The organism is Sphaerisporangium siamense (genome assembly GCF_014205275.1).
GTDB classification, from domain to species: domain Bacteria; phylum Actinomycetota; class Actinomycetes; order Streptosporangiales; family Streptosporangiaceae; genus Sphaerisporangium; species Sphaerisporangium siamense.
The window spans coordinates 2125762-2150841 of sequence record NZ_JACHND010000001.1; the positions used below are offsets into that span (position 1 = coordinate 2125762).

The window sequence follows — 25080 nt, forward strand, 5'->3', positions numbered from 1 at the left end:
CTGCGGGGGCGTGCGGGAATCAGGGCCACGGGTATATAGTTAGCAAAGGTAATGAGTTATGACGAACACCACCACAAGGACGGAGCGCCCGGCGGTCCCGCGCAGCGACGCCGAGCTGGCGTCCGCGCTGCGCGTATCTCTGGCGCGTCTGAACAGACGGCTGCGGCGGCAGGCCGGAGCCAACAGTCTGACCCCCACCCAGTTCGCGACCCTCGCCGCCGTCGAGCGGCACTCCGCTATAACGCCTGGCGAGCTCGCCGAGCTGGAGAAGATGCAGCCCCCTTCGATGACGCGGGTGATCGCCGCCCTGGAGCACAGAGGACTGCTCGCCCGCACCCCTCACCCGACCGACCGGCGGCAGGTGACCGTCAGCGTGACCGAGGCCGGTCGCGGGCTGATGAAGGAGGAACGCCGACGGAAAGAGGCGTGGCTCGCCATGCGGCTGATGGAGCTGTCGCCCGAGGAACGGGCGACGCTGCGGGCCGCGGCGCCGATCCTGGAGAAGCTCTCGCAGACCTGACCCATCCCCAGGCTGTGGATTCCGCTGTGGCCACCGCCCGCGAGGTGCGGGTGACCGAGCTACGCGAGGTCCAGGCCGAGGAGACGCAGGGCGCCGAGCCCGTCGCGCGCTCCCGCGGCGGGATGTTCCGGTCGCTCAGAAACTACAACTACCGCCTGTTCGTCTCGGGCAGCGTCGTGTCCAACGTCGGCACGTGGATGCAGCGCACCGCGCAGGACTGGCTGGTCCTGGAGCTGAGCCACGGCAGCTCGGCCGCGCTCGGCGTGACCACCGCCCTGCAGTTCCTGCCGGTCGTGCTGTTCGGCCTGTGGGGCGGGATGCTGGCGGACCGCTACCCCAAGCGCCCGCTGCTGATGGCGGCCCAGTCCCTCATGGGCCTGCTCGCGCTGGCCATGGGCGTGCTGACGATCACCGGCCACGCGCAGATCTGGCAGGTCTACGTGATGGCGTTCATGCTCGGCTGCGTGTCGTGCGTCGAGGTGCCCACCCGGCAGTCGTTCGTCGTCGAGATGGTCGGCCGCGGGGACCTGCCCAACGCGATCGCGCTGAACAGCTCGACCTTCAACCTCGCCCGGGTCGTCGGCCCCGCCGTCGCCGGCGTGCTGATCTACGCGCTGGGCGGCACCGGCCCGATCTTCCTGCTGAACGCCCTGTCGTTCGCCGCGGTGATCTCCGGCCTGGTCCTGATGCGGACCTCCGAGCTGCGCACCCCCGAGCCGGTCGCCCGCGCCAAGGGGCAGCTCCGCGCGGGCCTGCGGTACGTGTGGCAGCGGCCGGAACTGCTGATGCCGATCCTGCTGGTGGCGTTCGTGGCGATGTTCGCGACGAGCTTCTCGATGAGCATCGCGCTGATGGCCAGGCAGGTGTTCGGCCAGGACGCCTCCTCGTTCGGCGTGGCCTCCAGCGTCTTCGCGGTCGGCGCCCTCGGCGGCGCGCTGCTGGCCGCGCGGCGCGGCCGTCCGACCCGCCGGCTGTTGATCGTCGGAGGCATCGTCTTCGGCGTCGCCCAGATCGTCGCCGGGCTCGCCCCGACGTACGCGGCCTTCCTGATCCTGCTCGTCCCCGCGGGCATGGCCATGATCACGACCAACACGGCCGCGAACTCCTCGGTGCAGCTCGCCGCGTCGCCCGAGATGCGCGGACGGGTCATGGGAATCTATGTCCTGGTGTTCACCGGTGGCGCCCCCATCGGCGCGCCGTTGATCGGCTGGGTCGGCGAGCTCGCCGGGCCACGCCTCGGAGTGGTGATCTGCGGGGTGATGTGCCTGGCCGGAGTCGGGCTGGCCCTGCTGCTGACCAGGTTCGCCGCGGGAAGGACGCGCCGTGCGGTTGTTCGTGGCGTTGTCGCCGCCCCCGGAGGTGCTCGCTGAGGTCGCCGGGGCCGTCGGCGCGTGTCCGGAGCGCTGGCCGGACCTGCGCTGGGTCGCCGGCGAGACCTGGCACATCACGATGGCCTTCCTCGGCGAGGTCCCCGAGAGGGCGCTGCCCGAGCTGCGGACCCGCCTGGCCCGCGCGGCCGGACGCCACGCGCCGATGACGCTGCGCTTCGAGGGGGCCGGGGCGTTCCCCTCCGCGCGGCGGGCCCGGGTGGTGTGGCTGGGGCTGGCCGGCGGGGGGACGGCGATCTCGCGCCTGGCGGCGTCCCTGGCCGCCGGGGCCGCGCGTGCCGGGGCCGTCGACGCCGACAGGAAGCCCTTCCACCCGCACCTCACGCTCGCCCGCGCGCGCCCGCGCGACGGCCTGGACGCCAGGCCCCTGGTCGAGGAGCTGAAGGACTTCGGCGGCACGCCGTGGCGCGCCGAGACCGTCCACCTCATGCGCAGCCATCTCGGCCCCAGAACCCGTTACGAGGCGCTCGGATCGTGGCCATTGGGGGGCGGCGGCTAGGCTTCAGGACGTGGACCGTCCCCGTCGCTGGCTGCTGCCCGCAGTGCTCGCGCTGCTCGTGGCGATCGTCGTCGTCGGCGCGCTGCTCACATAGCCGCCGGTCATCGAGGCCGTGCCGCCCGTCGCGGGGCGAGCACGGCCTCGGACGTCCCGTCGCGGACGACGGGCCCTCCTACCAGGCGTACGCCTCGGGGGCGGGGCCGCCGGGGCCGGGGAAGATCTCGTCGAGCCGGGCGAGCGCCTTCTCGTCGAGCTCGATCTCCAGGGCCCTGAGGCTGCCGTCGAGCTGCTCGATCGTGCGCGGGCCGATGATCGGGCCGGTGACCGCCTTCTGCGCGAGCAGCCAGGCCAGCGCGACGTTCGCCGGGTCCTCGCCCAGCTCGTCGCAGAACGCCTCGTACCGCTCGATCTTGTCGCGGTGCTTCTCCAGCTCGCCGAGCATCCTCTCGGACGCCGACCGGCCCTTGTCGATCTTGCGGAGCACGCCGCCCAGCAGGCCGCCCGCCAGCGGGCTCCACGGGATCACGCCGAGCCCGTAGTCGTCGCACGCGGGCAGGACCTCCAGCTCGACCTGGCGGACGAGCAGGTTGTAGTGCGACTGCTCCGACACCAGGCCGGAGAACCCGCGCCGCTTGGCCGCCTCCTGCGCCTTGGCGATGTGCCACCCGGCGAAGTTGGACGACCCGGCATAGATGATCTTGCCCTGCTGGAGCAGGACCTCCATCGCCTCCCAGATCTCGTCGATCGGGGTGTTCCTGTCGACGTGGTGCATCTGGTACAGGTCGATGTAGTCGGTCTGCAGCCGCTTGAGCGAGGCGTCGCAGGCCCGGCGGATGTTCAGCGCGGACAGGTACGACTCGTTCGGCCAGTCGCCCATCGAGCCGTACAGCTTCGTGGCGATGACCGTCCTCTCACGACGGCCGCCGCCCTTGGCGAACCACCGCCCGACGATCTGCTCGGTTATCCCCTCGCCCTTCTTCCAGCCGTAGACGTTCGCCGTGTCGAAGAAGTTGATGCCGACGTCGTGAGCCTTGTCCATGATCGCGAACGAGTCCTCTTCCGAGGTCTCGGGCCCGAAGTTCATGGTGCCCAGGCAGAGGCGGCTCACGGACAGACCGGCGCGTCCCAGGTGTGCGTATTCCATGGGCATCACCCTAAGCACCTGGAGCGTACTCCAGCCCAGCCGAGTCGTGCCGAAACGCGTCGTACGTCAGGAAGCGGCCACGGGGACGACGGTCTCTCGACCAGACCTATCCCAACTCCAGCCCCGAACCCGCGCCGACGGTCGGACGCGGCGCCCGTGGTGGCGGGGCATGATGTGGCAATGGGGAGTAGACGGGTGATCGCGGGGGCGCTGACGGCGCTCGCCCTGGCGCCGCTGGGAGGCGCGATCGCGTCCCCCGCGCACGCCACGGCCGGGACGGGGAAGGCATCCGGGGGGACGTCGGGGTCCGGGGACGGCAAGGAACGGCTGCTGTTCCGCTTCAAGGACCCGCGCATCGGCGAGTCCAGCGGGCTCGCCGTCTCGCCCACGCACAAGAACGTGTACTACACGCACAACGACAGCGGGTCCGGCCCGCAGTTCTACGCCGTCGGGCCCGACGGCCGCACGCTGGCCACCTTCACGCTGGCCGGCGCGGCGGCCCGCGACTGGGAGGCGATGGCCGCCTCGGTGGACCCGGCGACCGGCCAGAGCTCCCTGTGGTTCGCCGACATCGGCGACAACATGAACGGCGCCTGGCCCGACTACTCGATCTACAAGGTCGCCGAGCCGAAGGTCATGCGGGACGCGACCCTCCAGGCGACGCGGTACCGCTTCCGGTACAAGGACGGCGGGCGCAACGCCGAGGGCATCATGGTCCACCCCACGACCGGGCGGCTGTACGTCGTCAGCAAGGAGTTCGCCGGGTCGATCTACGCGGCCCCGGCCAAGCTGCGCACCGACAAGGTGAACATCCTGCGGCGGGTCGGCCCCGCGCCGATCATGGCGACGGACGCCGCCTACGCGCCGGACGGGTCGAGCTTCGTCATCCGCACCTACTTCTCCGCCTCGCTCTACAAGGCGCCGGGGGATCTGATCGGCCGGGTGACCATGCCCGCGCTGGACCAGGCCGAGTCGATCACCTACGCGCGGGACGGCAGGCACCTGCTCACCGGCACGGAGGGCGCCTCCAGCCCGGTGTACGCGGTGCCGCTGCCCGCCTCGGCCGTCGCCAAGCCCGCGAAGCCCGAACCGGCCCGCAGCGGAGGGCCCGCGCGCACGGCGTCCGCGCCGGACGTCGCCGCCTCGCACGCCGCCGGGAGCACCGGCGACGACGGCGTCCCGGCCGGGGTGATCGCGCTCTGGCTCGGCGTGGCGCTCGGCGCGACCGGCATCATCGCCGTGCTGGCCCGCAAGGCCGGCTGACCCTCACATGGACCGATAACGGGAGAGCCCGCCGGGCGGTGGTTCGCCGGCGGGCTCTCCCGTCCGTCCGGACCGGGTCTCGGCCGGACGTCACGCGAACGCTTCTAGCGCGCGGGGCGCGGCAGCGGGACAGGTGTGTCCGGCGGGGCGATCAGGTACCCGTCGGCGAAGTGGTCCGGCGCCTGCGCGGGCCTGGTGTGCCCCGCGGACGTCCCCGGCTTGGCGTGGGACGGAGGCGCCAGCGGCGTGCCCGCGACGATGGGCGGCGCCACCGGCTTCTTGACGGGCGTGTTCTTGATGGGCGTGGCCGGCGTCACCGGCTTGGCGTCCGGGGCGTACGGAGGCGTGACGGGCTTGGCTCCCGGCGGCGTCACGGGGTGGGCGTACGGAGGCGACACGGGCTTGGCCCCCGGAGGCGTGACGGGGTGGGCGTACGGAGGCGTCACGGGGTGGGCGGGTCTGGCGCCCGGGGTGACCGGCTGGCGCGGCTGGATCGGCAGCCCGAGCGCGTCGCACGCCTTGGGCGAGTTCCTGGTCGCCTTCGGGCACGGCGGCGTGCAGAAGACCTCCACCGAGTCCAGGAAGTTGCCGTAGCTCGGCGAGCCCGCGGCCGAGGACACCGACTCGACCGCGATGCGGGTCACCCTCTGCCCCCTGGGCACGCGGTAGATCCCCGTGTAGTGGCCCCAGGAGATGCCGCCGTCCGCGATGTCGCCGGAGGCCTGGCCGAGCGGGATCTGGACGGTCTGCGCGCCCGGGGTGCCGATCTTGACGCGGACGATGTCCTTCTGGTCGGAGGTGGTGCTGCGGGCCCGGTGGGCGATCCGCCACACCAGCACCGTCCGAGGGTTGGTCGCGACGTCCTGGTAGAGGGTGGAGACCTGCGTCCCGTTGAGCTCGGCGAACTGCCTGCCGCTGTCCGCGGCGACCTCGCCGCCGTTGGCGCCCGCGTTGCCGGGGCCCCAGATCTCGATGGCGCCGTCGCCGGCCGTGGTGTGCCAGGCGGGGATGTCGGTCCTGAGGTTCCCCGCGCTGGTCAGCCCGCCGGGCTGCTCGAAGCCGCCGTTGCCGGACGCGCACGCGGCCGGTGGGGGTGTCTTGGGAGGCGCCGGGTGCGCGGCCGCGCCGGCGGCCCCCGCGGCGGGGACCGTGAGGAGCGTGACGGCGCCGCCGAGCAGGAGGACACGCTGAGGCAGGGGTACCAGAGCATGGATTCGGTTCATGAGATTCCCCTCGATCGATGACCGCCCCGGGAGGTCGGGGCGGGCACGCCGCGAACATCAGTGCGAATCATGTCGGCGTGCCTGTCGAGGTATGCCCTGCTGAAACGGGGAACCCTGGGACCGGAGTGACTCTTGGGACCGGCCGCCCCATGCTTTTACCTAGGCGATCTTCTTTGTCCTGACTCGTCCAGGCGGGCGACGAAGGGCTCGCCGCGCAGCGCCTGCTCGACGAGCGCGATCGAGGCGCCGAGCTCGACCAGCCGCGGGCCTTCGCGGCGGTAGGCGGCGAGGACGGCCTCGACGGCGTGCGGCGGAAGGTGCTCCTTGAGGTCCACGGCCGCGGTGCGGTAGCCGGCGCGCGCGGCCTCGACGGTGGCGTTCACGTGCTGGCGCGCCATGCGGGCGAGCGCCAGAGGGTACCGTCTGAGCACCCCGTAGGCCCGGTAGTCGGGCGGCACGGCGTCGAGCAGCCAGGTCACCGCCGAGGTCTCCCAGTCCGGGCTCCCTGGCGGCAGGACCTCGGAAGGCCAGCCCGGTGGCAGGTACACGTCGGGAAGTGTATCGAATGTCCGTTCGAGTTGAGGTATAGGCGTTATGTCGGTTGTGAAGATCCTGCCGGTCCGAAGCCCGCCGTCCCGACGGTCCGGAATCGGGTGGTCCGTGCATCATTTCCCGGTGTCCTGGCGCCTGCTGTGGAAAACGAGGAAAATATCGAAGTGTGAGTGAGCGAATCGGGGTGATCGGCGCCGGCATTCTGGGGTTGGCCGTGGCCAGGGAACTGGCCGCGCGTGGCGCCACGGTGACCGTCCTCGACAAGGAGGACCGGGTCGCCGCGCACCAGACCGGCCGCAACAGCGGCGTGGTCCACGCCGGCATCTACTACGCCCCGGGGTCGCTCAAGGCGCGGCTGTGCAGGACCGGCGTCGCGCTGCTGCGCGAATACTGCGCCGAGCACCGCATCCCATACGAAGAGGTCGGCAAGCTCGTCATCGCCTCCAGCTCCGCCGAGCGCGCCGGGCTGCGCCGCATCGCCGAGCGCGCCCGCGAGAACGGCGTCCCCGGCATCGCCGAACTGGACGCCCTCGGCCTGCGCGAGATCGAGCCGCACGCGGTCGGCGTCGGCGCCGTCCACTCGCCGCACACGGCGATCGTCGACTTCCCCGCCGTCGCGCGCCGCCTCGCCGAGGACGTCAAGGAACTCGGCGGCTCCGTCCGGCTCGGCCACCCGGTGCGCGCGCTCCGCGAGACCGCGAGCGGCGTGCAGGTGCTGGGCGGTACCACCAAGTTCACCTTCGACCGGCTCGTCGCCTGCGCCGGGCTCGGATCCGACGCCGTCGCCAAGATGGGCGGCCACGCGGGCGACGTCCGGATCATCCCGTTCCGCGGGGAGTACTACAAGCTCGCCGGCGGCGCCAAGGACCTCGTCCGCGGGCTCGTCTACCCCGTGCCCGACCCGCGCTACCCCTTCCTCGGCGTCCACCTCACCCGGCGCATCGACGGCGAGGTGCTCGTCGGCCCCAACGCCGTCCTCGCCCTGGCCCGCGAGGGCTACACCTGGCGGGACGTCTCGGCGTCCGACCTGCGCGAGATCCTGCTCTGGCCGGGCACGCGCAAGCTCGCCGCCCAGCACTGGCGCACCGGCGTCTCCGAGGTCTACGGCTCGCTGGTCAAGAACGCCTTCCTCAAGGCCGCCCGCCGGTACGTCCCCACGCTGACCTCCCACGACCTCGTCCGCACGCCCGGCGGCGTGCGCGCCCAGGCCGTGGCCAGGGACGGCGGCCTCGTGGACGACTTCGTCGTGGACGTCCACGGACGGGTGATCCTCGTGCGCAACGCCCCCTCGCCCGGCGCGACCTCCAGCCTGGCGATCGCCCGGCACATCATCTCTTTCATCTCGGCTTAAGCCGGGCAGGTCACTATAGGTAGGTGACCGAATCGTCTGAAGCCCGACTGCTGATCGTCGAGGACGACCCCAACATCCTTGAACTGCTCGCCGCCAGCCTGCGCTTCGCCGGGTTCGACGTGGACACGGCCGCGAGCGGGACCACCGCCGTCGAGGCCGCCCAGCGCCGCCGCCCCGACCTGATCGTCCTCGACGTCATGCTGCCGGACATGGACGGGTTCGACGTCGTACGCCGCCTGCGCGGCGGCGGCGCGCACACGCCGGTCGTCTTCCTCACGGCCAGGGACGCCACCGAGGACAAGATCAGAGGGCTCACGCTCGGCGGGGACGACTACGTCACCAAGCCGTTCAGCCTCGAAGAGGTGATCGCCCGCATCCGCGCCGTCCTGCGCCGCACCGCGGGCGACCCGGCCGTGCCGCCGCCCCGCATGACCTTCGCCGACGTCGAGCTGGACGAGGAGAGCCACGAGGTGTGGCGGCAGGGCAAGGTCATCCCGCTGTCGCCGACCGAGTTCAAGCTGCTGCGCTACTTCATGGCCAACGCCGGGCGGGTGCTGTCCAAGGCGCAGATCCTCGACCACGTGTGGGACTACGACTTCCGCGGCGACGCCGGCATCGTCGAGTCCTACGTCTCCGTCCTCCGCAGAAAGATCGACAACACGCCCCCCCGCCTCATCCACACCCTCAGAGGTGTCGGCTACGTCCTCCGCCAGCCCCCGAAATGACCTCCAATCTCCCTCGACCCACCTCCGGATCCGCGAGATGAACCCCACCGCGCCTACGCCGGGCCCGCCCCCGCCCGAGAACCCGCGTCCGCTGCCGTACCCGGCTCCGCCCGCGCCCGCCGCAGCCGTGCGGCCACGCAAGCGTTTCCTCGCGTCGCTGTCCGGACGGACGCCGCTGCGCGTCAAGCTCATCTCCACCATGCTGGCGCTCGTCGCCGTCGGGCTGGCCGGCATCGGCGTGGGCAGCGTGTCCGTGCTGCGCGGGCACCTCGTCGACCGCGTCGACCAGCAGCTCGACACATGGGCCCACGACGTCGCGCGACGCCTGCAACGCGCCCCCGGGCTCGGCCTCGGCACCCGGATCCCGCCGGACGGCCTCGTACAGGTCCGCGACGCGAACGGCCAGGTCGTCGCCGAAGCCGTGGGGCTGGAGGCCGAATCACAGCCCGGACCCGCCCTGCCCGCCACGATCTCGTCCTGGGAGCCCCAGACCGTCCCCGCCGCCACCGGAGGCGGCGACTGGCGGGTCCGCGTCGTCCCGGTGACCGGCGTCGGCAGCGTCGTCATCGCCATCGACCTCACCTCCGTCGACCAGATCACCTCGCGGCTCATGATGAGCGAACTGCTCGGCGGCGGCATCGTCATGGTCGTCCTCGCGGTGCTCGGCGTCGTGATCGTCCGCAGGAGCCTGCGCCCCCTCGTCGAGATGGAGCACACGGCCGCCGCCATCGCGGGCGGCCAGCTCGGCAGGCGCGTGCCAGACGCCGACCCGCGCACCGAGGTCGGCAGCCTCGCCGCCTCGCTGAACGGCATGCTCGCCCAGATCGAGGCCGCCCTCCACGCCCGCGAGGTGTCCGAGGCCGCCGCCCGGAGCTCCGAGGAACGCATGCGCCGGTTCGTCGCCGACGCCTCCCACGAACTGCGCACGCCGCTCACCTCGATCCGCGGGTACGCCGAGTTCTACCGCCAGAACCCCTCGGGCGACCCGGCGAAGCTCATGCGCCACGTCGAGGACGCCGCGGCCCGCATGGGCCTCCTCGTCGAGGACCTGCTGCTGCTCGCCCGCCTCGACCAGCAGCGCCCGCTCACCATGGGCCCCGTCGACCTGCTCGCCCTGGCCGCCGAGGCCGTCCAGGACGCCCGCATCCTCGCCGCCGACCGCGAGATCGGCCTGGAGGTCGCCGGCGACACCGCCCCGATCGTCTCCGGCGACGAGGGACGGCTCCGCCAGGTTCTCGGCAACCTGATGACCAACGCCCTCACCCACACCCCCGCGGGCACCCCGATCCGCGTCCGCGCCGGCACCGACGCCGCCACCGCCTTCGTCGAGGTCATCGACAAGGGCCCCGGCCTCACCCGCGACCAGGCAGAACGCGTCTTCGAACGCTTCTACCGCGCCGACCCCTCCCGCACCCGCACGACAGACGACAAGAACGACACGGACCCGGCCAGCCGAGGCACCGGCCTCGGCCTCGCCATCGTCGCCGGCCTGGTAGCCGCCCACACCGGCACCGTCACCATCAAAACCGCCGTAGGCACCGGCTCCACCTTCCGCGTAACCCTCCCCCTGGCCCCCGAAGTCCTCGCCTCCGACTGACCAGCACGTTTCTACTGGCTACCGGCCTCCGCCGTAATGGTCCTCGCTCCGCGAGGGCTGTGTTCTCTCCGTCCTTCTACCGCGCTACCCGCGGTTTCGAGACCGGTTGTGTTACGCCGTCGTGGGAGGGGTGGGCCGGGGCGTCCGCCGAAAAGGGCCTCCGCTCCGGACTGTTTCCCAGAGGCCCACCCCTTCGAACCAAGCTGCATGAGGCAGCTACAGGTCACCGTTCTTCAGAGCGGTACGGAAGGCACCCCATCCTGCGCGACTAAAACCCAGAATCGGCCCATGAATATCCTTGGAATCGCGCACCAGGTAAAGTGATCGATCCTCCGCTCCATGCTCCGCGCGACTCGCGTCGTGCGAGACGGCGACCTCCACGCAGGCTCCACCGTTGTTGCTGTAGCTGCTCTTGCGCCACTGAGCGTAGGGTCGGAGCTTGTCGTTCATCGGAGTCCTTCCTAGGAAGCCGGGCTCTTCACAGATCTCTGACCGTCTGTTCGATCAAGGCGCGTGAATCCACGGGGTCAAGCGCCTTGGCGCGCAGTTGATCAAATACCTGGTGGTATCGATCAACCTGCGCACGGTCTTCGAGGTACAAAGCCCCAGTTTGACTCTCCAGGTACACGACGTCCAGGTCGGCAGATTCTGGGAAGCCGACGATGGTGAACGGTTCGTCCATTGCCGGATGCATGCCCGTGGCGAAGGGCAGCACCTGGACTGTCACCTTCGGATTTGTCATGCGCTCCAGGATGTGATTGAGCTGAGCTTTCATGACGACAGGGGATCCGGTGAGGCGTCGTAGCGCGGCTTCGTTCATGATCGTCCAGTAATTGGGCGCATCGGTGGTGTCGAGCCGAGCTTGGCGAGCCTTTCGTACTTCGATCTTGCGTTCCCTCTCCTCGTCGCTGTCGGCCACAGGAGATGTCCGCATGAATGCACGGTAGTAGTCCGGTGTCTGCAGTAGTCCGTGCACGAGTTCCGGCTGATAGGTACGCAGGGTGCTCGATTCGGCCTCCAGGCCCACGTACACCTCGAACCATCCCGGGATCACGTCACCGTACGAGTGCCACCAGCCCCGCTGTCGGGCATCGCGCGCGAGTTGGAGCAACATGTCGCGCTCCTGATGACGTTCCGGGACGCTCAGACCGTACAGATCAAGCATCGCCCGCACATCCGGAACCCGGATGGGAATGGTGCCGCGCTCCATCTTGATCTGCTTGCTCTCCGACCAGTCGAGCTGCTGGGCGACCTCCACCTGCGAGAACCCGGCTTCCAGCCTGAGGCGTCGTAGTTCCTGCACGAGTCTTCGCTGGCGCACCGTGGGACTGAGGACAGCCACGGACCCCTCCTTGAGTCTTTGCTGGAGTCACAGCCTGTTTTCCACCTGGAAAATGCTTGCCCGGCGTGACTTCCAGGTGCATGGTTGACACACCGCATCCGTCCAGGTGCAGAGTGTAGTCACTATGGTCTGGTGCGGGTGACCTTTCGCGACCGATGGCACTCGTCCGGGCCTTTAGGGCTCGAACGGGCGCAGCGAAGCCTCGAAGCGTGCGTCGGAGGTCCTAGCAGTGTTCAACACCAACAACTCGTCCATACGGGTAACGCGAGTGCGCTGGCGGACGGGCCGCGTGAACAGGCGAGAGCAGGAACAGCGGCCAAGTGGGCGGCACCGGCGAGGAAGACCGATCGAGCAGGTCACCCGGAGACGATGGGACCTCGCCGAACGCGCTGCCGCCCACCAACTGGACCAGATGGAGCCCGCGTGGTCCGTCTGGTACGGCGTCGGCACTCGACGCTATTACGCCGTCGCCACTTGGCGGGCATCAGAACCCTTGCTCGTGCGGGCCCGCGCCGTCGGCGAACTCCGTGACCTGATGCGGGAAGCCGAGCAGGCGGCGCCTACGCGACCCGCGATCGCGTCATACGCACCGCCGCAAGCGCCTTCGTCCGTGTCCAGCAGGCCCGGTCAGGCTTCCGGCCCGGCCGTACACCTTCCACCCTTCCAAGGAGTCTTCATGCCACAGACACCGGACGGAGTTCGTACCGTCTGCTGGGATTTGCCCAACGACGTGTCGATGGTCGGCAAGACGCGCGGGATGGTACGGGAGACCCTCGCCATGTGGACATTGGACGAGTTCGCTGACGACGTGGTGTTGGTGGTCGGGGAGCTGCTCGCCAATGCGATCAACTACGGTGACCCTCCGATCAGGCTCTCCGTATGGGCTTCGACTACGGACCTGTGCGTAAGGGTCACCGACCACGGGGACGAATAGCCGCGTCGCCTCGACCTCGGCGTCGAGGCGACGCACGGACGCGGCCTCGGCATCGTGGCCTCCCTCGCCCACGACCACGGTGTCACCGCACTGACCGATGGCTCCGGCAAGACGATTTGGGCCCGCTGGCGGTACACCCACCAGAACACCTCTGAATCCTCAATGACGGGATCTTGCTGATCCGCCCATTCCCGTTGTCTCTGAGGCACGGGTAAGGCGGCAGGGGGACGGAGGAGCACAGCCCGAGCGGAGCGAGGACCATTTCCAAAGGACGCGGTCATGAGCTGCGTTGGGGCGTGGCTGGGGCGAGTATGGCGTGAGAACTCAAGGAGAGGTCGGGCGGGGCCGGCCGGGGGTGACGAGGCCGCATTCGTAGGCCAGGGCCACGGCCTGGGCGCGGCTGGTGAGGTGGAGTTTGGCCATGGCGCGGTTGAGGTGGGTTTTGACGGTGGCCTCGCTGACGCCCAGGCTCGTGGCGATCTCGGCGTTGGAGCGGGCGTGGCCGACGTGTTCGAGCACCTCGGCCTCGCGCGTGGTGAGGACGTCCAGGGCAGGGGACGGTGCGGCGGGGGCGGCGGGTAGGTCGGGGCGGCGGGTGTAGGCCTCGATCAGGCGGCGGGTGACGCTGGGGGCGAAGAGCATGTCGCCGGCGGCGATCGTGTGGATGGCGGCGATGAGCCGTTCGGGCGGGGTGTCCTTCAGCAGGAATCCCGAGGCGCCGACGCGCAGCGCGTTGTAGATGTACTCGTCGAGGTCGAAGGTGGTGAGGATGAGCACCCGCGGCTGGTGGTCGCCCTGGGCCGCCAGGATGCGTTCGGTCGCGGTGACGCCGTTCATGCCCGGCATCCTGATGTCCATGAGGATGACATCGGGGCGGAGGGCCGCCGCCTGGCTGACGGCCTCCTCGCCGCAGGCCGCGTCTCCGACGACGTCGAGATCGGGCACGGCCCGCAGCAGTGCCACCAGGCCGGCACGGACGAGGACCTGATCGTCGATGACAAGTACCTTGATCATGGCTTCGGCTCACTGTTGTCGGTGGGCGACTGATCGTTGGTGTCCGGAACGGACAAAGGCAAGGTGGCCACGACCTCGAACCCGCCTGCCGGTCCGGGTCCGGCCTTGATCGTTCCTTTGTAGAGCTTGACGCGTTCCCGCATGCCGATCAAGCCGTGGCCGTCGTCTCCCGGGGCGACGGACGCGCCGGGCCCGTCGTCGGTGATGCGCAGCTCCAGGTCGGCTCCGTAGTGCAGGTGGACGCGCGTCGTGGCCCGGCCCGCGTGTTTCAGCACGTTGGTGAGGGATTCCTGCACGATCCGGTAGGCACACACGTCGATGCCGGGCGGCAGCGGGCGCACCGTGCCGGTGATCGACACCTTCACCGGCACGCCGGCGGCACGCATCCGTTCCGCCAGCGTTTCGAGCCGTCGCAGGCCGGGCGCGGGGGCGTAGTTGTCGGCGTCGGGGTCGTCGTCGGCGGCCACGCGTAGGACCGCGAGCAGCCGCCGCATCTCGCCCATGACCTCGGTGCCGGTGTCGGCGATGGTGGACAGCGCGCCACGGGCGGTGGCGGCGTCGGAGTCGAAGACGTACCGGGCCAGCCCGGCCTGGATCACGATGACGGACATGTGGTGGGCGACCACGTCGTGCAGCTCGCGGGCGATGCGCACCCGTTCCTCGGTGACGGCGCGCCGGGCCCGGTCCTCCAGTTCCCGGTGCAGCCGGGCGCCGAGTTCGGCGAGCCGCCGGTTGCGCTCGACCAGCATCCGGGTGCTGGTGCCGAATGACCACGCGATCGCGATGAGGCCGCTCGTCTGCACGATGCTCGGCCAGATCATGTCGTCCGGGCCGAGGATCGCGGCATGCCACCACTGGGCCGCCACGACCAGCGCGCAGGGGACCGACACGGCCGGGAGCCGGGAGCCGGCGACGGTGTAGAGGGCCACCAGTGGCGCCACCTCGTTGAGCTTCGCGTTGTAACCGGCGGCGTGGAAGACGGCCGCCGTCGCGCAGGAGATCAGCAGCACGGTGAGCGGCGCCCGCCGCCGCCACGCCAGCGCCAGGTTGCCCAGCAGGGTCAGCGCCAGGCCCGCGGCGTCCATCGGACGCTGCGCCGACTCTGGATCACTCGCGCTCGCCGTGAGCGCGGCCGCGAAAAGCAGCATGATGCCGGTGATCAGCAAGCTCAATAGCAAATCGACGAAGAAGGGATTCGTCGTGGCGAGCCGTCGCAGGGACGACAGCACCTTTGCGCCCATCGGCGCATATTAGCCGCCGGCCACGCCATTGCTCATTCACCATTCGGTTGATCGGTACTAGGACCGGCGCGGTAGGCGGGCGGCGGATCGTCTACCGCGCGGGTTTACCCGTCGGCGGCGCCCTACGGCGGACGGCACGGCGGATGTTCATCCGGCGGGCTGACGCCCTGTTCAACCGGCCTATTTCACAATGGGCACGTTTCGGATCGCCGGCATTTCGCGTGCGGCGGGTCCCGATGAGTACTCCGTGGAAATTCGTTACGCCGATTCTCTGGGGGCTTCATGCGTCGCCGCACCCGTCGTGGTCTCCCTGCCGTCGTCCTGTCGCTGATGGCCGGCTGCCTGGTCGCCGTACCCATGACGACGACGCCCGTACGCGCGGAGACGCCGGATGTCCCCGCACAGACGGAACAGCAGGCCCTTGACCGCGCACGCGGGACGAAGCGGCAGGTCGAGGTCCTGTCACTGCGTACGGAGACGCGTCAGGTGTTCGCCAATCCCGACGGGTCGTTCACCTCGCAGACCTCGGCGCTGCCGGAGCGGGTACGGCGCGGCGGCGGGTGGGCCGACGTCGACCCGAGTCTGGTCTTCGCCGCGGACGGGAGCGTGCGGACCGTGGCCACCCCGCTGGAGCTGACCTTCTCCGGCGGCGGGACGGCCCCGGTGGCCGCCATCGGCGACGGCGGCCGTTCGGTCGCGATGACCTGGCCGCGGAGGCTGCCCAAGCCGTCCCTCGCGAGGGACACCGCGACGTACGCCGAGGTCCTGCCGGGAGTGGACCTGAAGCTGACCGCGTCGGTGCTCGGCTTCTCCGAGGTGCTCGTGGTCAAGTCCAGGCAGGCCGCCGCCGACCCGGCGCTGAGCAAGCTCGCCTTCGGCATGCGCGCGAAGGGGCTGAGCGTGCGGAAGACGGCGTCCGGCGGCCTGAGCGCGGTCACGACCTCGGGAGCCGAGGTGTTCCACGCGCCCGCGCCCCGAATGTGGGACTCCTCGGGCGCGCCGGCCGCCGCGGCCATGGCGAAGACCGGGCCGCCGGCCGAGGGCAGGCAGGCGGTCATGGGCGTGGACCTGGCCGGGGACCGTCTCGTGATCACGCCGGACCAGAACCTGCTGACCTCTCCCGGCACGACGTACCCGGTCTACATCGACCCGCAGTGGTCGGGGTCGAAGATGGCCTGGACGTACGTGGACAAGGCCTACCCCTCCCAGGAGTACTGGAACTCCAGCCACATGGCGGAGGCGGGCTACTACGGGAGCGGCGTCAAACGGTCGTACTTCCGGATGGACTCCGACAACATCAACGGCAAGCACATCCTCAAGGCGACGTTCCGCATCAACCAGATCAAGTCGTGGGGCTGCACCTCCGATCCGCAGGCCGTGCAGCTCTGGCTCACCGGCGGCATCTCCACGTCGACGAACTGGAGCCGCCAGCCGTCCTGGAGCGAGTATCAGGACAGCGTCTCCTCCGACGCCGGCTACAGCTCCTCCTGCCCCGACAAGGGCGTCGAGTTCAACGTGACCAGCGCGATCGTCAGGGCCGCCAAGTCCGGCTGGCCCAACACCACCTTCGGGCTGAAGGACTACAACGACACCAGCGGCAGCGTGTGGGGCTGGAAGGGCTTCAGCAACGCGCCCAAGCTGGTCATCGACTACAACACCCCGCCGGCGGCCCCGTCGGGCATCGGCACCTACCCGGCCACCCCCTGTGTCACCGGCGCCGCCAGGCCCGCCGTCAACGCCGGCGACGCCGCGAACCCGCTCCAGCTCAAGGCCAAGATCTACGACCCGGACAAGGCCAACGACGGCGTGCGGGCCGAGTTCGTCCTGAACCACTACAACACCGCGACCGGCGCCTGGGACGACGTCACCGCGACCATGCCGGGCGGCGGCAAGACCGCCTACAAGTCCACCACCGCGGCCACCGACCACTCGGTCAAACTGGCCGGGCTCCTCACCGGCCACAGCTACTCCTACAGAGTCAAGGCCTACGACGGCACCGACTCCAGCGCGTGGAGCAAGTGGTGCGAGTTCACCGTGGACACGATCGACCCCGCCACCCTGCCCAAGGTGACCTCCCTGGACTATCCGGCCGACACGCCGGACGACTGGCAGGGCAGTGTGGGCTGGGCGGGCGCGTTCACGCTGGCCCCGGGCGACGGCGAGAGCGACGTGACGGCCTTCCGGTGGGCGCTCGACGACCCCTCGCTGGCCACCCCCGCCACCCAGGTGACGATCCCCGCCGGGCAGACCACCGTCAACGTGCGCCTCGCACCCCGCCACGACTGGCTGAACGCCCTGTACGTCTACCCGGTCGACCGGGCGGGCAACGTCGGCAACACCCCCGCCGTCTACGGCTTCTACGTCAACGCCGGATTCGGCCCGGAGGGGCACTGGCGGCTGGACGAGACCTCGGGCACCACGGCGGCCGACTCGGGGGCGACGGCACACCCGGCGACGATCGGAGGCGGCGCCACCTGGGCCGGTGCCCGCGTGGCCGGTGGACTGCGCCTGGACGGCGGCACCGGGTACGCCGGCACCAGCGGCCCCGTGGTGCACACCGACAGGAGCATGAGCGTCTCGGCCTGGGTGCTGTTGAGGGACAAGAGCAAGAACTCCACGGTGGTCAGCCAGAACGCGGTGCGCGGAACGGGCTTCCAGCTCTATTACGCCTCGTACTCCAAGCGATGGGTCTTCAGCAAGTTCGACGCCGACGTCGACGACAAGGTCACTGTCCTGGCGATGAGTGACGCCGAGGTGACGGCCGACATCTGGACCCACCTGACCGGCGTGTACGACGCGCCCCGCAGGCAACTGCGCCTGTACGTCAACGGCATCCTGCAGTCCAAGACAGGCGCCTACCCCTACCAGCCCTGGGACGCGACCGGCCCGCTGCAGATCGGACGGGTGCTGTGGCACGGCACCTACATCGAGAACTTCGCCGGCGACATCGACGACATGAAGATCTGGAAGCGGGAGCTGTCCGACGACCCGCGCACCGTCAACGACCCCGCGCTCGGCGACGAGATCGCCGCCATGGCCAAGCAGCCGCCCATCCAGCGCGGCTGGTGGGCGTTCGAGGAAGGCGCCGGCACCACCGCCGCCAACACCACCGACAGCCGCTGGCCCGCGGCGCTCACCGGCGGCGCCACCTGGTCCGGCGACGGCTTCGACGGCGGCGGCGTGCTCAGGCTCAACGGGACCACCGCCTACGCGGCCACCCCGTCGGCGCCCTTGCGGACCGACCACAGCTACGCGGTGACGGCCTGGGTGCGCCTGAGCGGCGACGACACCTGCGTGCTGCCCGACCGCGCGATGACCGTGCTCGCCCAGGACGGAGGCATCTACAGCTCCTTCTACCTCGGCTATCGGCTCCTCGCCGAGAACGGCGTGGTGGTGCCGCGCTGGTCGTTCTCGATCACCGCGATCCCTGACGCCACCACCGGAGCCCTGACGCACACAACTTCGGCCGAGCGCGTCGACTGCTCGGCGCTCAACACCTGGACCCACCTGGCCGGGGTGTACGACGAGCAGTCCAAACAGATCCGCCTCTACGTCAACGGCCAGCTCAACGACCAGCGAGCCGTCACCGGCAGCTGGGCGGCCGGGGCGATGCAGATCGGCCGGGCCAGATACCGCAGCGCGTCCGTCGACTACTTCGGCGGCGACATCGACGACGTGCGCGCCTACACCGGCACCCTGACCGACCGCCAGGTCCTCAACATCGCGATGAACCTCCCCATCGACTCCTAGACCCTCCCCGTCACCGACGTCCGTTCACGTTCACCGACCCCCTCGGAGGAAGTCGTGCCCGGTTCCAGGCGAGGCTGGACCAAGATCGCCCTCATCCTGGCCATCGCGGTACCGGCCACGCTGGCGCCGCCGATCGCCGCGCGGGCGACCGCCGATGATCCGGCCTGGCAGAAGGCACAGGAGCAACGTCCGGTGCCCGGTCACGCCGTCACGTCACGCGGCCCTTCGACGGATCCGGGCGCCGCCTACGACCTGAAGGACGCGCCGGCCGTCTCCTGGCCGGCGCCGGCCACGGCGGCCGTGAACCTCCCGCCACCCGCCGCCGCCACGGCGGCGGCGCGCGGCGGCGACACCGCCAAGGTGCGGGCCGGAGCACTGCCGGTCTGGTTGAGCCAGGCCGCCCCGAAGAACGGCGGTACCCCGGCCGCCGCCACCGGCGTCCAGGTGCGCACGATGGACGCCGCCACCGCCGGCAGATCCCGCATCACCGGTCTCGGCGTCCAGCTCACCCCGCGGACCCGGCCCGCCGGTGAGACCCGCCTGACGGTCGAGGTCGACTACTCGGGCTTCCGGTACGCCTACGGCGGCGACTGGGCCTCCCGCCTGCGCCTGGTCCGATTACCCGAATGCGCGGCCACCACGCCTGACCTGCCCCGATGTCAAGGTAGAACGCCGCTGCCCACCCGCAACGACGTCAAGGCCGGCCGCCTGACCGCCGACGTCGGCTTCACCACCGCCGGCACGATGACGCTGGCCGCCGAGGCGGCCCCGTCGGGCGCGGCGGGCTCGTACGAGGCCACGTCGTTGTCGCCGTCGGCCACCTGGGAAGTCAGCAACCAGAGCGGCGCGTTCTCCTGGTCCTATCCGCTGCAGCTGCCGCCGACCCCGGGCGGCCCGACCCCCGAAATCGGCTTCGCCTACTCCTCCGGGAGCGTCGACGGCCGTACGGTCGCCACCAACAACCAGGCGTCCTGGATCGGCGAGGGCTTCGACTACTGGCCCGGTTTCATCGAGCGCCGCTACAAGTCGTGCGCCGACGACGGCGTCACCCCCAAGCGCAACGACCAGTGCTGGGGGAACCACAACGCCACGTTGTCCCTGAACGGCCAGGCCACCGAGCTGATCCTGGACGACGCGACCGGCACCTGGCAGCCGAAGGACGACGACGGCTCCAGGATCGAGAAGTTGTCGGGCGCCGACAACGGAGACAACGACGGCGAGTACTGGCGCGTCACCACCCCCGACGGCGCCCAGTACTACTTCGGCCGCGACCACCTGCCGGGCTGGTCCAGCGGCAAGGCCGAGACGCAGTCGACGTGGACCGCCCCGGTGTTCGGGGACGACGACGGCGAGCCCTGCCACAAGGACTCCTTCTCCGACTCCTGGTGCCGGCAGGCATGGCGGTGGAACCTCGACTACGTCGTCGACACCCACGGCACGGTCAGTACCTTCTGGTACGGCCGCGAGACCAACTACTACCGCCGCGACGTCACCGTCCTGACCAACGGCGTCCCGAACGGCACCCCGACCGTCTACGACCGGGGTGGCTACCTCAAGCGCATCGACTACGGCCAGCGCTCGGACGCGATCTTCTCCTCCTCGGCTCCGGCCCGGGTCGTCTTCGACGTGAGGGAGCGATGCATTCCGACGTCCAGCTTCGACTGCGCCGAGGGCAAGTTCACCAAGGACAACGCCAAATACTGGGCTGACGTCCCCTACGACCAGAACTGTGACTCCGGAGACAAGTGCGTCGACCGCTACTCCCCGACGTTCTGGACGCGCAAACGCCTGGCCGCCGTCACCACCCAAGTGCTGTCAGGAAGCGCGTACACCGACGTCGACACCTGGGCCCTCGACCAGCAACTGCGCGCCCCGGGCGACGGCACGGCGCCGTCGCTGTGGCTGGCCGCGATCCAGCACACGGGAAAGGTCGGCGGAACGGCGTCGCTGCCGCCGGTGCGGTTCTCCGGCGTGCAACGCCCCAACCGGGTCGACGCCCTGGAGGGACGCCCGCCGCTGACCAAGTGGCGCGTCTCCGCGATCGACAACGAGACCGGCGGCGCCCTGTCCATCACCTACTCCGACGAGGACTGCACCGCCGGGAACACCCCCGCCCCGGACGCCAACACCCGCCGCTGCTACCCGCAGTACTGGACCCCCGAGGATGCCACCTCCCCCAAGTCCGACTGGTTCCACAAGTACGTCGTCACCCAGGTCCAGCAGATCGACCGGACCGGTGGCGCCCCCGACGTACTGGAGACCTACGAATATCTCGGCGGCGGCGCCTGGCACCACGATGACGACGACGGCCTGACCAAGGAGAAGTACAAGACCTGGTCGCAGTGGCGCGGCTACGGCAAGGTCCGGGTGCTGCGCGGCGCCCCCGGCGAGCAGCGCTCCAAGGCGGAGTACACCTACTTCCGCGGCATGGACGGCGACGAGCTGTCCGGCGGCGGCAGACGCGACGTCAAGGTGACCGACTCCACGGGCGCCGCCGTCGACGACGCCGACCATCTGCAGGGCCGCGTCCGCGAGGAGATCCACTACGACGGCCCCTCCGGCCCCGCCATGACCGGCACCATCACCGGCTACTGGACCAGGCAGACCGCCAAGCGCGTCCGCTCCTGGGCCACCACCACCGCCCACATGGTCCGCGACGACAAGACCCGCACCCGCACGGCGCTGGCCTCCGGCGACTGGCGGTACGCCACCACCGACGCCGACTACAACACCGACGGCCTGCCGACTCAGATCAACGACCTCGGCGACGACGCCACCACCGACGACGACCAGTGCGTCCGCACCACCTACGCCCGCGACGCCGCCCGCTGGCTGGTCTCCTACGCCGTCCGCGTGGAGACCGTCACCAAGGCGTGCGCCCTCACCCCGCAACGTCCCGGCGACGTGGTCTCCGACGTGCGCAAATACTACGACGGCAAGGCGTTCGGCGCCGCGCCGTCCGAAGGGGACGTCACCAGGACCGAGAAGCTCGGCTCCTGGAACGGCGGCCCGCAGTACGTCACCGTCGGCTCCACCACCTTCGACGTCTACGGCCGGCCCCTGGTGGTCACCCACCCCAACGGCGCCACCACCAGGACGTCCTACACCCCGGCCACCGGCCTGCTCACCCTCAAGCAGGAGACCAACGCGCTCGGCCACGTCACCAGGACCGAGATCGAGCCCGCCTGGGGCCTGGCCAAGGCGACGACCGACGTCAACGGCAAGCGCGCCGACCTGGCCTACGACCCGCTCGGCCGGCTGACCGGCGCCTGGCTGCCCGGCCGCGCCAGGGCGACGTCCCCGGCCACGCCGAACATGAAGTTCGGCTACCAGGTCCGTACCGACGGCCCGACGACCGTCACCACCTCGACGCTGCGCGCGGACGGGACGACGTACACCACCGGCTACGCCCTCTACGACGGCCTCCTGCGCCCCCGCCAGGCCCAGGAGCCCGCCCCCGGCGGCGGCCGGCTGGTCAACGACACCTTCTACGACACCCGCGGCCTGGTCTACAAGACCAACGCCGACTACTACACCGAAGGCGCCCCCGGCAACGCCCTGTGGGTGCCGGGCAGCGACGACGACGTCCCCGGCCAGAGCGTCACCGTCTACAACGGCATGGAGTGGCCGACCGCGCAGATCTTCCGCAAGCGCGGCACCGAGCAGTGGCGCACCACCACTACCTACGGCGGCGACCGCGTCAGCGTCGACCCGCCCCCCGGCGCCACCCCCACCACCATGATCACCAACGGGCAGGGCGAGACCGTCGAGGTCCGCCAGTACAAGGGCGACGCCCCGACCGGCGACTACGACGCCGTCAAGTACACCTACACCCGCGCCGGGCAGCCGGCCACCATCACCGACGCCGCGGGCAACACCTGGGCCTACCGCTACGACCTGCGCGGTCGCCTGACCCAGCTGGACGACCCCGACAAGGGCGCCGCCGAACTCACCTACAACGACACCGACGACCTGCTCACGACGATCACCGACGCGCGCGGCTCCAGCCTCTTCTTCACCTACGACGCCCTCGGCCGCAAGACCGCCGAGTACGAGGGCACCTCCGCCGCGGGCACCAAGCTCGCCGAGTGGACGTTCGACGAACTGCCCGACGGCACCGTGGTCAAGGGCCAGCCGACCGCCTCCACCCGCTACGTCAAGAACGCCACCACCGGCGCCATGGACGCCTACACCAGCGCCGTCACCGGCTACGACAACGCCTACCGGCCCACCGGCGCCCAGACCGTCATCCCGGCCGCCGAAGGCGCCCTGGCCGGCACGTACACGACCACGACGGACTACAACGCCGACGGCACCGTCCACCGCACCGTGCTGCCCGCCGCCGGCGGCCTGCTCGGTGAGACGCTCCTGTACGACTACGACGACCTCGGCAACCCCACCACGATGCGGGGCCTGACCAACTACGTCACCTCGACGACCTACTCCAAGCTCGGCCAGGTCCTCGACACGACGATGAGCACCGGCCTCAAGCGGGTCAAGGAGACCAACTTCTACGAGGAGGGCACCAACCGGCTCACCCGTTCGGTGTTCGAGCGGGAGACCGCCCCCATCTCGGTGGCCGACGCCAACTACACCTACGACCCGGCCGGCAACGTCACCAAGATCGCCGACACGCCCTCCGGCCAGACGCCCGACGTCCAGTGCTTCCGCCAGGACTACCTGCAACGCCTGACCGACGCCTGGACGACGACGACCGGCGACTGCGCCACCGACCCCACCCAGGACATCGTCGGCGGACCCGCGCCCTACTGGCAGTCCTTCACCTACGACGTCGTCGGCAACCGCACCAAGGAGATCGACCACCGAGCGGCCGGCGACATCGCCAAGACCTACGCCTACGCCGGACCCGGCAAGCCTCGGCCGCACACCCTGACCTCCGTCGCCTACGAGGGCGGCCCGCGCGACGGCCAGACCGATGCCTACACCTACGACCAGGCCGGCAACACCACCCAGCGCGGCGCGGGCCGCCTCCTGGACTGGGACGTCGAAGGCCACCTGGCCAAGTCGACGGACCCCTCCGGCGTCAGCACCTACCTCTACGACGCCGACGGCGAACGGCTCATCCGCCGCGACCCCACCTCCACCACCCTCTACGTCGCCGGCATGGAGATCCGGCTCGACGCCAAGACCGGCGCCAAGAGCGCGACCCGCTACTACGACTTCGCCGGGCAGACCATCGCCGTCCGTACCGGCAAGGGCGTCACCTGGCTCGGCGCCGACCACCACGGCACCGCAGACGGCTCCGTCGACGACACCGCCGCCCAGGCGACGAGCCGCCGTCGCTTCACCCCCTTCGGCGGGCAGCGCGGCACGCCACCATCGTCCTGGCCCGGCCAGAAGGGCTTCGTCGGCGGCGTCATCGACGACGCCACGGCCCTGACCCACCTCGGCGCCCGCGAGTACGACACCGAAACGGGCCGTTTCATCTCCGTCGACCCCATCTTCGACGTCGCCGACCCGCAGAGCTGGAACGGCTACGCCTACGCCGACAACAACCCGGTCACCGGCTCCGACCCCACCGGTCTGATGTACGACGGCGGCACCCAGTGCGGCATCATCGCGTCGAACCCGTGCAACCCGCCCAGCCACCGGGGCGGTGGCGGCGGTGGCGGCGGCGGTGGTCGCTCCTATTCGCCGACTCCTCCTCCGAACAACCCGCCCCACTGCGGCCGCTGGAGCGTCGGCTGCAAGGCGAAGAACATCTGGAAGCAGCACAAGGCCACCATCGTCAACGTCACCGTCTCGATCGTCGTCACAGTCGGCTGTGAGGTGGCCACGAGAGGCGCCGGCCAAATCGGCTGCGTCTCCGTGGGCGGAGCGGCGGGAAACCTGGCGGGCTACCTGGTCTCGACACCCCCCGACGAATGGAGCACCGGGGACGCGGTCAAGGCCGCGACGATCGGCGCCTTCTTCGGGGCCGCCTTCGGCGCCCTCGGTAAGGGTCTGGGCGCGTTACTCGGCAAACTCGCCACCACAGGGGCCGGCAAGGTCGTCGCCGCGGCGGTGGGCAAGGTCGCCGGCAAGACAGGAAGCGTCCTTGGGCGTGGCGGCGGCCAAGCGGTCGGCGGACTCAGAAATGTGCCGAGCGTCCGTGGAATCGCCAAGAAGGATCCTGTGAAACCCGTATTCGGTAAGGCCGAGGGTTGGACGCAGGGCAAACGGCTGGAGAGATTGCAGCAGCAGGTTCCTGCCTTTGCGCTACGAAACCGTACCTCCGGCACAGCGGGCCGAACGTACGTAGGCGCGCTGAACACCAGAACAGGCGAGACCGTACTGGCAGGTTCTGGCGGAGTTCCAGGATGCAGCCACTTCTGCGCCGAGGGGAATGCGCTGCGCGCTCTCGGTGGCGATCCCAGCGAAGTGCTGTTCACGGCGGCCTTCACTGTCAGGAGAATTGCCGGCACCCTCCAAGCGGTACCGAAGCCGGTATGTTGGAGATGCCAGATCGACTTTCCCGACAGGTCAAGCTTCGCTCCTGGCGTGAAGGGCCAGCCTGGCGGATCCTGGGGCGACTAG

At 70.3% G+C, this 25080-nt stretch carries 17 protein-coding genes; 10 read left to right on the forward strand and 7 right to left on the reverse strand.

Translation table 11 applies throughout. The features are described 5' to 3' along the window. The first annotated feature begins 58 nt into the window (after nt 1–58). The 3 genes from BJ982_RS10025 to thpR all read left to right on the forward strand — a co-directional run bounded on the left by BJ982_RS10025 (nt 59) and on the right by thpR (nt 2407). Nucleotides 59–520, forward strand: coding sequence for a MarR family winged helix-turn-helix transcriptional regulator (locus tag BJ982_RS10025; protein ID WP_184878715.1), 462 nt, complete (start codon nt 59–61; stop codon nt 518–520). A gap of 122 nt (nt 521–642) precedes the next feature. Beyond that, a complete protein-coding gene (locus tag BJ982_RS10030) occupies nt 643–1890 on the forward strand; it encodes an MFS transporter (protein WP_184888634.1) in 1248 nt (415 codons plus the stop codon). Beyond that, entirely contained in the window at nt 1844–2407 is a 564-nt protein-coding gene (thpR, locus tag BJ982_RS10035; RefSeq protein WP_184878717.1) for an RNA 2',3'-cyclic phosphodiesterase, read from the forward strand. Before BJ982_RS10030 ends, thpR begins: the two co-directional genes overlap by 47 nt. Before the next feature lie 172 nt (nt 2408–2579). On the opposite strand, the gene BJ982_RS10040 is transcribed toward thpR, so the two are convergent. After that, a complete protein-coding gene (locus tag BJ982_RS10040) occupies nt 2580–3551 on the reverse strand; it encodes an aldo/keto reductase (RefSeq protein ID WP_184878719.1) in 972 nt (323 codons plus the stop codon). Nucleotides 3552–3731: 180 nt separating this feature from the next. On the opposite strand from BJ982_RS10040, the gene BJ982_RS10045 reads away from it, so the two are divergent. Further along, nucleotides 3732–4814 carry a YjiK family protein gene (locus BJ982_RS10045; protein WP_184878721.1) on the forward strand — a complete coding sequence of 361 codons (1083 nt, stop codon included), beginning with the start codon at nt 3732–3734 and terminating at the stop codon, nt 4812–4814. Nucleotides 4815–4918: 104 nt separating this feature from the next. On the opposite strand, the gene BJ982_RS10050 is transcribed toward BJ982_RS10045, so the two are convergent. Together BJ982_RS10050 and BJ982_RS10055 are read right to left on the reverse strand one after the other, a co-directional pair. Then, nucleotides 4919–6037 (reverse strand): hypothetical protein, encoded by a 1119-nt coding sequence (locus BJ982_RS10050; RefSeq protein ID WP_184878723.1) that lies wholly within the window; start codon nt 6035–6037, stop codon nt 4919–4921. A 155-nt stretch (nt 6038–6192) separates the two neighbouring features. Beyond that, on the reverse strand, nt 6193–6585 hold the full coding sequence (locus BJ982_RS10055) for a hypothetical protein (protein ID WP_184878725.1): 393 nt from the start codon (nt 6583–6585) through the stop codon (nt 6193–6195). Nucleotides 6586–6755: 170 nt separating this feature from the next. Here BJ982_RS10055 and lhgD point away from each other — a divergent pair, with 170 nt between their 5' ends. Genes lhgD through BJ982_RS10070 form a run of 3 tightly spaced genes read left to right on the forward strand, consistent with a single transcriptional unit; the run spans nt 6756 to nt 10262 of the window. Beyond that, a complete protein-coding gene (gene lhgD / locus BJ982_RS10060; RefSeq protein ID WP_239123535.1) occupies nt 6756–7940 on the forward strand; it encodes an L-2-hydroxyglutarate dehydrogenase in 1185 nt (394 codons plus the stop codon). Between the two features lie 23 nt (nt 7941–7963). After that, a complete protein-coding gene (locus BJ982_RS10065; RefSeq protein WP_184878727.1) occupies nt 7964–8665 on the forward strand; it encodes a response regulator transcription factor in 702 nt (233 codons plus the stop codon). A gap of 37 nt (nt 8666–8702) precedes the next feature. Next, nucleotides 8703–10262, forward strand: a complete 1560-nt coding sequence (locus BJ982_RS10070) for a sensor histidine kinase (protein ID WP_184878729.1) — start codon at nt 8703–8705, stop codon at nt 10260–10262. 216 nt (nt 10263–10478) lie between these two features. Here the strand turns inward: BJ982_RS10070 and BJ982_RS10075 are convergent, their stop codons facing one another. Beyond that, nucleotides 10479–10712, reverse strand: a complete 234-nt coding sequence (locus tag BJ982_RS10075) for a DUF397 domain-containing protein (RefSeq protein ID WP_184878732.1) — start codon at nt 10710–10712, stop codon at nt 10479–10481. A gap of 28 nt (nt 10713–10740) precedes the next feature. Further along, nucleotides 10741–11604 (reverse strand): helix-turn-helix domain-containing protein, encoded by an 864-nt coding sequence (locus BJ982_RS10080; protein WP_184878735.1) that lies wholly within the window; start codon nt 11602–11604, stop codon nt 10741–10743. 676 nt (nt 11605–12280) lie between these two features. Between BJ982_RS10080 and BJ982_RS10085 the strand changes: the two genes are divergently transcribed. Next, entirely contained in the window at nt 12281–12538 is a 258-nt protein-coding gene (locus tag BJ982_RS10085; protein WP_184878737.1) for an ATP-binding protein, read from the forward strand. A 324-nt stretch (nt 12539–12862) separates the two neighbouring features. On the opposite strand, the gene BJ982_RS10090 is transcribed toward BJ982_RS10085, so the two are convergent. After that, nucleotides 12863–13552, reverse strand: coding sequence for a response regulator (locus BJ982_RS10090; RefSeq protein ID WP_184878739.1), 690 nt, complete (start codon nt 13550–13552; stop codon nt 12863–12865). After that, on the reverse strand, nt 13549–14793 hold the full coding sequence (locus BJ982_RS10095) for a sensor histidine kinase (RefSeq protein WP_184878741.1): 1245 nt from the start codon (nt 14791–14793) through the stop codon (nt 13549–13551). The genes BJ982_RS10090 and BJ982_RS10095 overlap by 4 nt, the downstream gene beginning before the upstream one ends. A 282-nt stretch (nt 14794–15075) precedes the next feature. Between BJ982_RS10095 and BJ982_RS10100 the strand changes: the two genes are divergently transcribed. Both BJ982_RS10100 and BJ982_RS40355 read left to right on the forward strand, forming a co-directional pair. After that, nucleotides 15076–18543, forward strand: a complete 3468-nt coding sequence (locus BJ982_RS10100) for a LamG-like jellyroll fold domain-containing protein (protein ID WP_184878744.1) — start codon at nt 15076–15078, stop codon at nt 18541–18543. A 54-nt stretch (nt 18544–18597) separates the two neighbouring features. Then, a complete protein-coding gene (locus BJ982_RS40355; RefSeq protein ID WP_184878746.1) occupies nt 18598–25080 on the forward strand; it encodes an RHS repeat domain-containing protein in 6483 nt (2160 codons plus the stop codon).

Coding starts and splice junctions, on each gene's coding strand:
- BJ982_RS10030 (WP_184888634.1), top strand. CDS start 643: ATGTTCCGGTCGCTCAGAAACTACAACTACCGCCTGTTCGTCTCGGGC.
- BJ982_RS10085 (WP_184878737.1), top strand. CDS start 12,281: ATGCCACAGACACCGGACGGAGTTCGTACCGTCTGCTGGGATTTGCCC.
- BJ982_RS10075 (WP_184878732.1), bottom strand. CDS start 10,712: ATGAACGACAAGCTCCGACCCTACGCTCAGTGGCGCAAGAGCAGCTAC.
- BJ982_RS10040 (WP_184878719.1), bottom strand. CDS start 3,551: ATGGAATACGCACACCTGGGACGCGCCGGTCTGTCCGTGAGCCGCCTC.
- BJ982_RS10100 (WP_184878744.1), top strand. CDS start 15,076: ATGCGTCGCCGCACCCGTCGTGGTCTCCCTGCCGTCGTCCTGTCGCTG.
- BJ982_RS10095 (WP_184878741.1), bottom strand. CDS start 14,793: ATGGGCGCAAAGGTGCTGTCGTCCCTGCGACGGCTCGCCACGACGAAT.
- BJ982_RS10090 (WP_184878739.1), bottom strand. CDS start 13,552: ATGATCAAGGTACTTGTCATCGACGATCAGGTCCTCGTCCGTGCCGGC.
- BJ982_RS10025 (WP_184878715.1), top strand. CDS start 59: ATGACGAACACCACCACAAGGACGGAGCGCCCGGCGGTCCCGCGCAGC.
- BJ982_RS10045 (WP_184878721.1), top strand. CDS start 3,732: ATGGGGAGTAGACGGGTGATCGCGGGGGCGCTGACGGCGCTCGCCCTG.
- BJ982_RS10050 (WP_184878723.1), bottom strand. CDS start 6,037: ATGAACCGAATCCATGCTCTGGTACCCCTGCCTCAGCGTGTCCTCCTG.
- BJ982_RS10070 (WP_184878729.1), top strand. CDS start 8,703: ATGAACCCCACCGCGCCTACGCCGGGCCCGCCCCCGCCCGAGAACCCG.